Below are 12760 nucleotides of genomic sequence, written 5' to 3' on the forward strand. Positions count from 1 at the left end.
GGAAAATAAACTATTCCGTTTTCATTCTTTAGGGTAGATATAGATAAAAGTTCCTTATATAAGGATGCCTGGTCCAATTGAAAAACCTTAACTTTAGTTACGTCCGGATTGGATAGCGAAGGTGAAATTATCTTAGTGGGGGTAATCTCCTGGCCCCAATATTTGGATTGCGCAGATCCATAAAAGGAGAGAAATATTATGGTAATTGATAAAACAAGACGTAGTTTTGTTAGCATCAAGGGAATTTTAAACTTTTAAAAATAAGCCTTTTTATTATTTTATTTGTGTGGTCACAGTTCAAAGCATTTCCAATTACGATAAAAAGCATCTAACTGCTATTACTATTGGCACTTTTGACGGTGTTCACATAGGTCACAGAAAAATACTTGAACACCTCATAAATGATGCCAAAAAAACTGGTCTGCGATCTACGGTGCTTACTTTTTTCCCGCATCCCAGGATGGTTTTACAAAAAGACACAAAAATAAGTCTTCTGAATACCATCCAGGAAAAAATCAAAATTTTAGAACGTATTGGGCTTGATTACCTAATTATTCATCCCTTCACACTGGAATTCTCACGCCTTTCTTCCACAGAATTCGTTAGAGACATCCTGGTAAATGAATTAAAGGCAAAAAAAATTATAATAGGTTATGACCACCGCTTTGGCCGCAACAGAAATGCCAATATCCAGGATCTTTTCGCTTTTGGAAATACGTTCAATTTTGAAGTTGAAGAAATTGCGGCACAGGAAATAGATGATGTTTCTGTAAGTTCTACAAAAATCAGAAATGCACTTTTAGAAGGAGATATAAAGACTGCCAATCAATACCTCGGGTATAACTACATGCTAACAGGTGATGTTAAAAAAGGTAAAGGACTTGGACGACAATTAAACTTTCCTACAGCTAATTTATTAATTGCAGAAGAATATAAACTCATCCCTAAAAACGGAGTTTACGTTGTAAAAAGCATTCTTAATGACAAGCTTTATTACGGGATGATGAATATCGGCTTTAACCCTACCGTAGATGGCTCTTCAAAGAGCATTGAAATCCATTTTTTTGATTTTAACGCAGATTTGTATGAACAAAATATCCAGGTAGATATCCTGGAGCGCATCCGCGATGAACATAAGTTCAACTCTCTGGAGGAACTTAAAGCACAATTGCTAAAAGATAAAAAAACTTCAATTTCCATAATATCAAGCTAGATGTTGAATTCCTTTTTCTTTAAAAGAATAGACAATAGTCCCTTAATAATTTTTCGCATATTTTTAGGCATTCTCATTAGCCTGGAATGCTATGGTGCCATTCTAACAGGATGGGTCCGGAGAACTTTGATAGAGCCCAAATTTACCTTCTCCTTTATTGGTTTTGAATGGTTACAACCCTTACCAGGTTCGGGGATGTATATCTACTTTTTCATTATGGGTACCCTGGGAATTTTCATTGCTCTTGGTTATAAGTACAGACTCAGTATATTTTCATTTACGCTGCTCTGGACATCGGTTTATCTGATGCAAAAAACATCATACAACAATCACTATTATTTGTTGGTACTAATCTCCCTGATCATGTGCTTTTTACCTGCTAACCAGGCATATTCATTTGATGCCAGGGCTAAGCCACAGATAAGGCATGAGAACATGTACAGCTATGTAAAATGGATTATTGTACTACAACTTTTTATTGTTTATACGTATGCGGCCCTGGCCAAACTATACGCCGATTGGCTCGATTTTAGTTTTGTCGGAATTCTGATGCAAAACAAAGCTCATTATTGGCTCATAGGCGATTTGTTGCAGCAATCCTGGGTGCATAAATTTATTTCCGTCATGGGGATTTTATTCGATTTACTCATAGTTCCTGCTTTGCTCTGGAAACCAAGTAGAAAAGTTGCTTTTGCCTTAGCCATTTTCTTTCACCTCTTCAATTCGGTTGTATTTCAAATTGGGATCTTCCCTTACCTTGCGCTGGCTTTTACTGTATTCTTTTTTGAGCCCGAAACTATAAGGCAGGTTTTCTTTAAAAAGAAACCCTCACAGGAACCTTCTGAAGTCATTATCCCCAAATACAGAAACCTCTTTCTATTAGGATTTGGAATTTACTTTACAATACAGCTTTTTCTTCCTGTAAGACACCATTTTATTAAAGATGATGTATTGTGGACAGAGGAGGGACATAGATTGAGTTGGAGGATGATGCTGAGAAGCAGGTCTGGTATAATCAGTTTCAAAGTGATCAATAATGATAATGGTAATGTCATTAATGTAAATCTCGCTGACTATTTAACAAAAAAGCAAAGAAGCAGAATTTCTGCATATCCCGATTTTATTTGGCAGTTTGCGCAGTACCTTAAGAAAATTTATTCTGAAGACGGTGAGGATATTTCGGTTTATGTAAATTCCAGAGTCCGGGTAAATGGCAGTAAATTAAAGCCCTTTATAGATCCTGACGTAGATCTCGCCTCAGAAAGATGGGCCTATTTTTGGCATAATAACTGGATTTTGCCCTCTACAGAACCCAAAGCCGAACTACCGTCTTCTAAATAGGAATCCTTTTTATTGCCTAAATATGGGTGCTAAAATAAAATGTTGCCATTCCAAATTGATACATTAATCATTTAACCCTAAATTTGCGCCTTAAAACATCTTAATATGTTGCAGTTACAAGCCTTACGAACAAATAAAGTTCATATTGCAAAAGCTTTAAAAAAACGAAATTTTGATGCAGAATTTCACTTGGATAAGGTACTTAGCCTTGATGAAAAAAGACGTGCACTGCAAACAGATTTAGATAATATACTGGCAGAAGGCAATAAACTTTCTAAAGAGATTGGGATGCTTTTTAAAAGTGGAAAAGCGGAAGAAGCAAACCAGATTAAACAAAAAACAACCCAACTAAAAGAAGATTCTAAGAAGCTAACCGAAGAACTGAATTCTGTTGCAGATGAGCTGGAGGAAGAACTGTATCAAATACCTAATGTTCCGCATGAATCTGTCCCGGCCGGAAATAGTGAAGAAGATAATGAAGAAGTCTTCCGGGAAGGAGATATTCCTGTGTTGGGTGGCGATGCCAAGCCACATTGGGAATTGGCAAAAAAATATGACATCATAGACTTTGAATTGGGCGTTAAAATCACCGGGGCAGGGTTTCCTGTTTACAAGGGTAAAGGCGCTCGCTTACAACGAGCCTTGATTGCCTATTTTTTAGATAAAAATACTGAAGCCGGATATACTGAAATGCAGGTGCCCTTCCTGGTGAATGAGACTTCCGGCTATGGCACAGGACAACTTCCTGATAAGGAAGGTCAGATGTACCATGTTACTGAAGATGATCTTTACCTTATACCGACAGCCGAAGTACCTGTCACCAATATTTTAAGAGATACTATCCTTGATAAAAATAATCTCCCTATCTGCTATACAGCATATACACCTTGTTTCAGAAGGGAAGCAGGGAGTTACGGGGCACATGTAAGGGGGCTCAATCGTCTGCATCAGTTCGACAAGGTAGAAATAGTACGGGTAGAACGTCCGGATAATTCTTACCAGGCACTCGATGCTATGGTAGAACACGTAAAAAATATCTTAAGGGAATTAGAGTTGCCCTTCAGGGTCTTACGACTTTGTGCAGGCGATCTTGGCTTTACATCGGCCCTTACCTATGATTTCGAGGTGTTTTCAACTGCTCAGGACCGCTGGTTGGAAATTAGTTCTGTCTCTAATTTCGAAACTTTTCAGGCAAACAGATTAAAGCTTCGATACAGAGATGAAAACAACAAAACACAATTGGCTCATACACTTAATGGCAGTTCACTGGCTTTACCAAGGGTTTTAGCAGGGATCCTTGAAAATTATCAGACCGCAGACGTGATAAACATTCCGGATATCCTTGTACCCTATACAGGTTTTAGTAAGATAGATTAAATTATTTTACCTGATGTACCTATTGGGTGAAGCTCCTTATTTATAACTTGTATTGGCGTTGAATCAATTCGGGAAAAAGCTCAGTTCAGCGATATTATGTTTTCTTTGACAGTGTTTTTTATAGAGCTTGGTTAAATTTGATAAATTTCCAATATGAGATTTGCCTTATTATTTATTTGTCTTATCTGTACCTTCCAATCCTGGACTCAGGAAGATTTTCTGGCTAAGCAGTATTTCCAAGATGGTGAATTTAAGAAAGCGGCAGTCTTTTATAAAAATCTGGCAGAAAAAAACCCCAGACGCACAGATTATGCAGAAGGTCTGATTGCCTGCTACCAACAGCTGGAAAAGTATGAAGAAGCCCAGGCCTTTCTTTTAAAGAAAATAGAATCTGGTAACCCATACCCAACTGTTTATATTGAATTGGGGTATAATTACCTTCTACAGGATCAGAAAGAAAAGGCTAAAGAGAATTATGAAATTGCACTTTCAAAAATTGAGATAAATCCAAATTATGGTTATGGAATAGGGTTCAGGTTTCAGCGCTATGCGCTTTTAGACTATTCACTTAGGGCCTACTCAATGGCTATGGAGCTTAATCCGCAGTTAGACTATAATTTTCAAATGGCCCGTATTTATGGAGAACAAGGAGATATAGAAAGGATGTACGACTCCTATTTGGAATTAATCTCTGCTGGAAAGGCTACCCAGACCAATGTACTTCGAAATCTTGATAATTTTATTACTTCAGACCCAGAGAATCCTAATAACCTTAAACTTAAAAAAATACTGCTGCAAAAGGCTCAAAAAAATCCGGATATCTTATGGAATGAAATCCTGAGTTGGTTGTTTGTGCAACAAAGGCAATACAACAGTGCCTTTAATCAGGAAAAAGCAATCTATAAAAGATCGGGGGCTTTTGCACTTCAACGTTTGATTGGACTGGGCGATATTGCGTTGGAGGACAATGCTGTAGAAGAGGCAAAAGGAATTTTTACCTATATCGATAAAAATTCAAATGATCCGGTAATCAAACTCAACGCACGCCTGAGCTTAATTGATATTGAACTTTTGGATGCAAGCGCAAAGCAACTTGATGAATTAGAAAGGCAGTTTGAATCATTGATGGAAGTATATGGCTATGAAAATCACACTTTACAATTGCAAATTGCCTATTCCAATTTTCTCACTTTTAAAAAAGGTAAACCCCGGGAGGCAGTTGCTATCCTCAAGAAATGTTTAGATCTCCCCCTGGAACGCTTTAGTAAAGCTTATGTAAAACTTGCCCTTGGAGATATCCTTGTTTTTGATCAGAAGTTCAATGAAGCACTTATTAATTTTTCCCAGGTCCAAAAAAGTTTAAAAAATGATGTTTTAGGTCAGGATGCCCGATTTAAAGTAGCTCAGACCAGTTTTTACAAGGGAGATTTTGATTGGGCATTTACTCAATTAAAGGTCCTAAGAGGCTCAACTTCGCAACTTATCGCAAACGATGCCATGCAGTTAAGCCTTTTAATTTCAGATAATTCTCTGGAAGATTCAACGCAGACTGCATTAAAGAAGTATGCCAGAGCGGACCTCTTGTCTTATCAGCAGAACACGAATGAAGCAATTAAAGTCTTCGACGATATTCTCACAAATCATAAGGGAGAAAAAATAGAAGATGAGGCACTTTTAAAACAAGGAGAACTTTTGGAACTTATCAAAGATTATAAGGGGGCGGAATTTAACTATCTTAAAATTGTTGAGTTTTATGGAAATGATATTCTGGCCGATGACGCTCATTTTGCCCTTGCAGAGCTCTATAGGAACATCTTAAATGAACCTGAAAAAGCTAAAGAACATTACGAGAAAATAATTTATAATTATCAGGACAGCTATTACTTTCCTCTGGCACGCAAAAATTTCCGAATATTACGTGGCGATAGTATTAACTAAATTTGCATTTACTGACATATAATATTTGATGTATGATAATCTACAATGTAACTATTAATATAGATGAATCTGTTCATGATAAATGGTTGGAATGGATGCAGGAAAAGCATATACCGGAGGTGCTGGAGACAGGAAAATTCATTAAGGCCAAGATGGCAAAAGTACTTTTAGAAGAAGAAATGGGTGGTATTACTTATTCCATACAATACACCGCTGAAAACAAAGAAATTTTAGAAAAATATTACGCAGAGGATGCCGAAAGAATGCGCGAGGAAGTATCAAAGCATTTCGGAAATAAATTTGTTGCCTTCAGAACAGAACTGGCTGTTATTAAAGAGTATACCGCACATAGATTAAATGCTACAGAATATCTTTTTACTTATGGTACCTTACAAAAGGAAAATATACAACTGACCGTTTTTTCAAGAACACTCTCCGGTTTTAATGATACCCTTTTTGGTTATAAGTTATCAGATGAAAAAGTAGTTGGTGTTTATCCTGTAATGCAAAGTTCAAAGGAGCCTTCTGATTTTGTGAATGGCAGAGTTTATATGTGTAGTAACGAAGAAATATTGGAAGTTGACAAATATGAAGGCCCGGCCTATAAAAGAATTAAAGTAGTCCTGAACTCCGGCAAAAGTGCCTGGGCTTATGTAAGCTCTACCCCGCAACCGAACTAGACTATGGCCAAAAAACGCAAAAAGCACAGCTCGTTTAAGAAGAGTGACTACCAAGTAGAAAGCCCGGTTAAAGCTAAAAAATATCTGGGGCAGCACTTTCTTAAAGATGAAGAAGTTGCCAAAAAAATAGCGTATACCCTTTCTATGGAAGGTTATACCAATGTACTTGAAATTGGTCCCGGTACAGGATTCCTTACAAAATATTTGTTGCAGCGCTCTATGAACCTTGTAGCCATGGAACTGGATGAAGAATCTGTCATTTACCTCAATCATAGCTTTCAGTTGGAACACAATGAAATTCTGCAGCAAAATAATTCATTTGAGGTAATACAGGCCGACTTCCTAAAATACGACCTTTCAACTTTGTTTAATATGGAGCCTTTTGCCATTACCGGTAATTTCCCATATAACATTTCTACTCAGATTGTTTTCAGGTTATTGGAGATTCGGAACAGGGTTCCGGAATTTTCAGGAATGTTTCAAAAAGAGGTGGCTCAGCGAATTTGTGCCAAAGAAGGAAATAAAACCTATGGTATTCTATCTGTATTAGTTCAGGCATTTTACCATGCCGAATATCTTTTTAATGTAAATCCGGAGGTTTTTGATCCCCCTCCAAAAGTTGAGTCGGGGGTATTAAGACTTGTAAGAAAAGATGATTTAACAATGGATTGCGATGAAAAATTGTTTTTTAGAGTAGTAAAAACAGGTTTTAACCAGCGACGTAAGACTTTAAGAAACAGTTTAAAAATATTTAACCTTTCTGATAATCTAAAAGAAGATGCTATCTTTGACCGGCGTCCCGAAGAATTGGCAGTTGCCCAATTTATCGCGCTGACCAAGAAGATAGATGATGACTCCATTTAAACTCACAGATGAGCTACTGGCAGAAATTGAACTGCTTATAGAATCCGGGAAAGACACAGATTTAAAGTCTTTCATGGAAGAGATCCATTATGCCGATATTGCAGAAATAGCTAATGATCTTAGTGAAGAATCAGCTACCTATCTTATTAAACTTCTGGATAGTGATAAAACCTCCGACGTACTCATTGAATTGGATGATGATATGCGGGAGGCTGTTCTTAATAATTTATCTTCCAAGGAAATAGCGGAAGAATTAGATGAACTGGACACAGATGATGCTGCTGATATTGTGGGAGAGCTTCCACAGGAAATAGTTGAAGAAGTAATTTCGGAAATAGAAGACCGGGAACATGCCAAAGATATTGTAGATCTTTTGCGCTACCATGAAGATTCTGCAGGTGGACTTATGGCCAAGGAGTTGGTAAAAGTAAATGAAAATTGGAACGTACTTACCTGCGTAAAAGAAATGAGAGCCCAGGCCGAAAATGTTACTAGGGTGCACTCTATTTATGTGGTAGACGATGATGACAAACTAAAAGGCAGACTCTCACTTAAGGATCTTTTAACCACTTCCACTAAATCTCCGATCAAAGATGTTTATATTCCAAAAGTGGATAGGGTTAACGTAAATGAAAAACCCGAGGAAGTAGCTAAAATTATGTCCAAATACGACCTTGAAGCCATTCCCGTAGTTGATGAGATTGGCAGGTTGGTTGGTAGAATTACCATTGATGATATCGTAGATGTTATAAAGGAAGAAGCTGAGAAAGATTACCAGCTGGCAGCAGGTATCTCACAGGATGTGGAGGCCGATGATAGTATTTGGGATTTGACAAGAGCCCGTTTGCCCTGGTTGTTTTTAGGGCTTTTAGGCGGTATTGGCGCGGCTGCCATCATGGGAGGTTTTGAAGAAATGATAAACAAGCATGCAATCCTTTTCTTTTTCACACCTTTGATTGCAGCGATGGCGGGTAATGTTGGAGTACAATCCAGTGCGATTATTGTACAGGGGCTCGCTAATGATGATCTTAAGGGAAGCATAAGTAATCGACTGATTAAAGAAATGTTTCTGGCTGCATTGAATGGTCTTATCCTGGCTCTGGTACTTTTGCTTTTTACCTGGTTCTGGCAAGGCAATTTTCCTGCAGCACTCGCCATTTCAATATCCCTGGTTGTAGTAATCATCGTTGCCGGAATAATAGGAACCTTTATTCCCTTGTTTCTAGATAAAAGGGGTATAGATCCGGCTATTGCTACCGGTCCTTTTATTACAACGAGTAATGATATTTTCGGAATCCTCATTTATTTCTGGATAGCGAAAGTTATTTTGGGAATTTAGACTTCACTTTTATTAAAATTGGATACCTTAGAGTCCCCGAAATCTAAAATAAATTCTATTTAAGAATTTCAGTCTATGCTAATAAAAGTTGGATTAGTCCAGGAAAGCCCTGTTTTTTTTAATAAGGTGCAAACAATTTCTAAAATTGAGCAGATCACCAAAACATATGCAGCAAAGGGATGTGATTTATTGGTTTTTCCCGAATCTTTTATTCCGGGTTACCCAAGAGGATTTACATTCGGTGCCACCATAGGCAGCAGATCTGAAAAGGGGCGCAAGCTTTATGCTGAATACTATGAAAACAGCATCAATGTGCAGAGTGAAGACCTTAAAAGACTCGAAGACATTTCAAAAAAAAATAAAATTTACCTGGTAATAGGTGTAACTGAAAAAGACGATATAAGTGGCAGTCTTTACTGTTCAATGCTCTATATATCTCCAACTTCCGGATTACTGGGTACCCATCGGAAAATTAAACCCACGGGTACCGAAAGAATTGTCTGGGCAGAAGCTTCCGGTGAATCATTAACTACCTATCAAACTAAAATAGGCAAGTTGGGAGGCTTGATCTGCTGGGAAAATTATATGCCTCTTGCCAGAATGTCGATGTACAGGAAAGGTGTTGAGATTTATATAGCCCCTACTGCAGATGCGAGGGAAGAATGGATCTCCACAATGCAGCACATAGCTTTGGAAGGCAGATGCTATATACTAGGTTGCAACCAGTATTTTACCAAATCTATGTATCCCGAAAGCTACCAGTCGCTTGTTGCCCATGAACCCGAAACAATGTGTCGCGGAGGCAGTGTTATAGTGGCTCCTAACGGAAAAATTCTTGCCGGTCCTTTATATGATAAAGCCGGAGTTGTTGTGGCTGAAATAGATCTTGAAGAAATTCAGCTAAACAAACTCGATTTTGATGTAATAGGGCATTACGCCAGAAATGATATTTTTGAATTTGACGTCAAAGACCAGCCTGAAACCAAAAAGGAGTAAAATATATTCTATACTAAATTAGACTTAAGTAAATAGAAATGAAAGCTATAAATTTAAAGGAGAAACATGCTGCATTTAGTAAAACATGGCACCCGCATCAAATAGCCCAGGTAGATGATATGCAGATAATCCTGGCAAAGATTCAGGGAGAGTTTGTATGGCATTCCCACGAAAATGAGGATGAACTATTTCAGGTGTTAAAGGGTACCTTATATATGCAATTCAGAGACCGGACAGAGGCTGTGAAAGAAGGTGAAATCATAGTTATTCCGAAAGGGGTAGAACACAATCCGTCTACAAAGAATAATGAAGAAGTACATTTATTGCTCTTCGAGAAGTTAACAACGGCCCATACAGGAAACGTGCAGCACGCAAGAACACAAACCGAATATCCAAAAATTTAAAAAAGAATGAAAATCCTCCACCTAGACGTCAACCATCCTTTGCTCATAGAAGAATTCAACGCCCTCGGTTTTGAGAATGTTGAAGAATATTCTGCACCCAAATCTGAGGTTGAAAAGACAATTCACCTCTATGACGGGCTAATTATCAGAAGTAGATTTGCCATAGACCAAACCTTTTTGGACAAAGCACAAAACCTCAAATTTATAGGTAGACTTGGGGCCGGTTTGGAAAACATTGACGTGGATTATGCCAGGTATAAAGAAATTTTTCTGGCGGCCGCGCCCGAAGGCAACCGGAATGCTGTTGGGGAACATGCCCTGGGGTTATTGTTGGCCCTTTTTAATAATCTTGCCAAAGCCAGCCGTGAAGTAAAAAACGGCATCTGGGACAGGGAAGGAAACCGCGGGGTAGAACTTGATGGCAAAACTGTTGGTATAATCGGTTATGGTAATACGGGAAAAGCTTTTGCTAAAAAACTCAATGGTTTTGATGTCGAAGTAATTTGCTATGACATTGTTGGGGGGGTGTCTGATGAAAATGCCCGGCAGGTAGGGATCATGGAATTGGAGCAAAGATCAGACGTAATAAGCCTTCATGTACCTCAAACTGATCTAACCCTGGGAATGATTAACACTGAGTTTATCAATGCATTTCAAAAACCTTTTTGGTTGCTAAATACCGCAAGAGGAAAATGTATAGTTACCAAAGACCTTGTTACCGCTTTAAAATCTGGTAAAATATTAGGTGCAGGATTAGACGTTCTGGAATATGAAAAAACATCGTTTGAGGACATGTTTACTCAGCACGAACTCCCGGAAGCCTTTCAATATCTGATAGAAGCCGAGAATGTTATTCTATCTCCACATGTTGCTGGATGGACCATTGAAAGTAAGAAGAAATTAGCACAGACTTTAGTAAACAAAATTAAGTCCAGATTTTGTTAAATTTAGAGTACAAAGAAAACCATTAATAAAATGAAAAAGATCACCATTCGAGTACTAGTAGTTTTAGGAATATTATTCCTGATTATGAAGGGACTGGAATGGAGGATTGAATCGAAATTCCAGGATAGGATAAATTCTAATCCTGAAAGAGCTTACAACATTACGTATTCTGATTTTGATTTAGACACTTTTTTTAAAGGGGTAACTTTAGACGAAGTCCTGATTGAACCTTTAAACCCTGGAAACGGAACCATAATTACAGGACATGTAGATTACGCTACCATTAATGGAATAGTATGGAGAGAATTGTTGTTTGGCAAAAAATTAAATTTAGATGAGATTGCCTTCGAACAACCAATATTTGAAGTGACACTTAGTGCAGATACTACTAAAAGTACCAGCGGAAAAGGGTTGCAAGTAATGTTTGGTGATATAATATCACGTGCGGATCTAAACAGTTTTCGCATTCAAAATGGTTCAATTGTTTTAATAGATCCTGTTTCACAAGACATAAAAGGTCAGGTAAAGCGATTAAATATACTGGCTACTGAAATAGAAACTGATTCTTTGAAATTCAAAAACCTAATACCATTTCAAGTGGGCAATCTAAATATAGATATAGATAGTGTAACATTCAAACCAAACGACTATACAGATATTAGCTTAGGTAGTTTTCATTATAACCTGATGGACAAAGAGATTTTACTGAATGATATTTCCCTGGGCTATTCAATAGATTGGGTTGAAGTTAGTAAACGCGTTGGTGTCCAAAACGATATAATTGAGTTAAATGTAAAAGAAATTGGTATACATAAGCTTGAACCATCAAGTAATTTTTATACACAATTAGATATTGAAGCCCAAAAGGTTTCTGTTGACGAACTGAACATTAAACTCCAAAGAAATAAGAATATTCCCAGGCCTCCGGATGTAGCTAAACCTATGTTTCAAGGTATTATTAACGCAATTCCTATGGCAATTTTAATAGACTCCATTCAAATTTCGAATTCTTCCGTGACCTATGGTGAACTTGGAGTTAAAAAAAGTGAATCAGGATCGCTTAAAATTCAGGAAATTAATGGAACCATAACCGGCATCACTAACATGCCAAAAGAACAAATAAATAAAGGTCAATTAGACGCAAAAATTAGTGCCAACCTTGAAGGTAAAGCCGGAATTAATATTGATTTAAGTGTTCCATATGATAAAGAAACATTTTCATTAGCCGTAGATGTTGCAGCAATGGATTTGACCAGCTTAAACCCCACCTTAAAACCCCTGGCTGGTGTTGAAATGGTAACCGGACAAATGAGCCGGATTAAGTTTCATATGAATGCCGGTGCAGTCCAATCCCAAAACAAACTAGTATTTGATTATAGTAACTTACATGTGAAAATAACTAGTGAAAAGAGCAAGGATAAATCTAAGAAAAAGGTGTTGCTTTCTGCAATTGCCAATACCGCAATTCGGGCAAATAATATGCCTGGCCAGGACAAATACCTTGTCGCCGACTATCAAACTAAAAGGAACGTAAATCGCTCACCAATTAATTATATTGTTCAAGGATTAATTCATGGGTTTACCAGAATTGTTCCTGGAAAGGCTGTCCAAAATATTATTAATAAGGATGACAAAAAGGGCAAAAAAAACAAAAAAAGTAACT

Annotated in this window: 12 protein-coding genes and 1 pseudogene; 12 read left to right on the forward strand and 1 reads right to left on the reverse strand. The window is 37.5% G+C overall.

The window, feature by feature from the left end:
* A partial coding sequence (locus tag WBN20_RS10505) for a hypothetical protein (protein ID WP_424281645.1) occupies positions 1-236 on the reverse strand: 236 nt, incomplete at its 3' end.
* A gap of 50 nt (positions 237-286) precedes the next feature.
* On the opposite strand from WBN20_RS10505, the gene WBN20_RS10510 reads away from it, so the two are divergent.
* The 12 genes and pseudogenes from WBN20_RS10510 to WBN20_RS10565 all read left to right on the forward strand — a co-directional run.
* Positions 287-1213: a bifunctional riboflavin kinase/FAD synthetase gene (locus WBN20_RS10510; protein ID WP_424272808.1), complete on the forward strand. Its 927-nt coding sequence runs from the start codon at positions 287-289 to the stop codon at positions 1211-1213.
* Positions 1214-2554 (forward strand): HTTM domain-containing protein, encoded by a 1341-nt coding sequence (locus WBN20_RS10515; RefSeq protein WP_424281646.1) that lies wholly within the window; start codon positions 1214-1216, stop codon positions 2552-2554.
* Positions 2555-2659: 105 nt separating this feature from the next.
* The gene (gene serS, locus WBN20_RS10520; RefSeq protein WP_424281647.1) at positions 2660-3931 is read left to right on the forward strand and encodes a serine--tRNA ligase; all 1272 of its coding nucleotides are present in this window, start codon (positions 2660-2662) and stop codon (positions 3929-3931) included.
* Between the two features lie 153 nt (positions 3932-4084).
* Complete coding sequence (locus WBN20_RS10525; protein WP_424281648.1) at positions 4085-5869, forward strand: tetratricopeptide repeat protein; 1785 nt, start codon at positions 4085-4087, stop codon at positions 5867-5869.
* A 32-nt stretch (positions 5870-5901) separates the two neighbouring features.
* Positions 5902-6210, forward strand: a pseudogene (locus tag WBN20_RS10530) (DUF4286 family protein); the annotation flags it as partial.
* Positions 6199-6549, forward strand: coding sequence for a gamma-glutamylcyclotransferase family protein (locus tag WBN20_RS10535; RefSeq protein WP_424281652.1), 351 nt, complete (start codon positions 6199-6201; stop codon positions 6547-6549). The pseudogene WBN20_RS10530 and the gene WBN20_RS10535, both read left to right, overlap by 12 nt.
* 3 nt (positions 6550-6552) lie before the next feature.
* The gene (gene rsmA / locus WBN20_RS10540) at positions 6553-7413 is read left to right on the forward strand and encodes a 16S rRNA (adenine(1518)-N(6)/adenine(1519)-N(6))-dimethyltransferase RsmA (protein ID WP_424273546.1); all 861 of its coding nucleotides are present in this window, start codon (positions 6553-6555) and stop codon (positions 7411-7413) included.
* Complete coding sequence (mgtE, locus tag WBN20_RS10545; protein ID WP_424281653.1) at positions 7400-8752, forward strand: magnesium transporter; 1353 nt, start codon at positions 7400-7402, stop codon at positions 8750-8752. The genes rsmA and mgtE overlap by 14 nt, the downstream gene beginning before the upstream one ends.
* A gap of 75 nt (positions 8753-8827) precedes the next feature.
* Positions 8828-9748 (forward strand): carbon-nitrogen hydrolase family protein, encoded by a 921-nt coding sequence (locus WBN20_RS10550; protein ID WP_424281649.1) that lies wholly within the window; start codon positions 8828-8830, stop codon positions 9746-9748.
* 38 nt (positions 9749-9786) lie between these two features.
* Positions 9787-10152: a cupin domain-containing protein gene (locus tag WBN20_RS10555; protein WP_424272196.1), complete on the forward strand. Its 366-nt coding sequence runs from the start codon at positions 9787-9789 to the stop codon at positions 10150-10152.
* A 6-nt stretch (positions 10153-10158) separates the two neighbouring features.
* Positions 10159-11097, forward strand: a complete 939-nt coding sequence (locus WBN20_RS10560; protein WP_424281650.1) for a 2-hydroxyacid dehydrogenase — start codon at positions 10159-10161, stop codon at positions 11095-11097.
* A gap of 30 nt (positions 11098-11127) precedes the next feature.
* Positions 11128-12760, forward strand: a 1633-nt coding sequence (locus WBN20_RS10565) for a DUF748 domain-containing protein (protein ID WP_424281651.1), incomplete at its 3' end; no start/stop codon positions are given.

It is taken from the genome of Eudoraea sp. (genome assembly GCF_049665975.1).
Classification (GTDB): domain Bacteria; phylum Bacteroidota; class Bacteroidia; order Flavobacteriales; family Flavobacteriaceae; genus Eudoraea.

Coding starts and splice junctions, on each gene's coding strand:
- WBN20_RS10515 (WP_424281646.1), top strand. CDS start 1,214: ATGTTGAATTCCTTTTTCTTTAAAAGAATAGACAATAGTCCCTTAATA.
- serS (WP_424281647.1), top strand. CDS start 2,660: ATGTTGCAGTTACAAGCCTTACGAACAAATAAAGTTCATATTGCAAAA.
- WBN20_RS10525 (WP_424281648.1), top strand. CDS start 4,085: ATGAGATTTGCCTTATTATTTATTTGTCTTATCTGTACCTTCCAATCC.
- rsmA (WP_424273546.1), top strand. CDS start 6,553: ATGGCCAAAAAACGCAAAAAGCACAGCTCGTTTAAGAAGAGTGACTAC.
- mgtE (WP_424281653.1), top strand. CDS start 7,400: ATGACTCCATTTAAACTCACAGATGAGCTACTGGCAGAAATTGAACTG.
- WBN20_RS10550 (WP_424281649.1), top strand. CDS start 8,828: ATGCTAATAAAAGTTGGATTAGTCCAGGAAAGCCCTGTTTTTTTTAAT.
- WBN20_RS10555 (WP_424272196.1), top strand. CDS start 9,787: ATGAAAGCTATAAATTTAAAGGAGAAACATGCTGCATTTAGTAAAACA.
- WBN20_RS10560 (WP_424281650.1), top strand. CDS start 10,159: ATGAAAATCCTCCACCTAGACGTCAACCATCCTTTGCTCATAGAAGAA.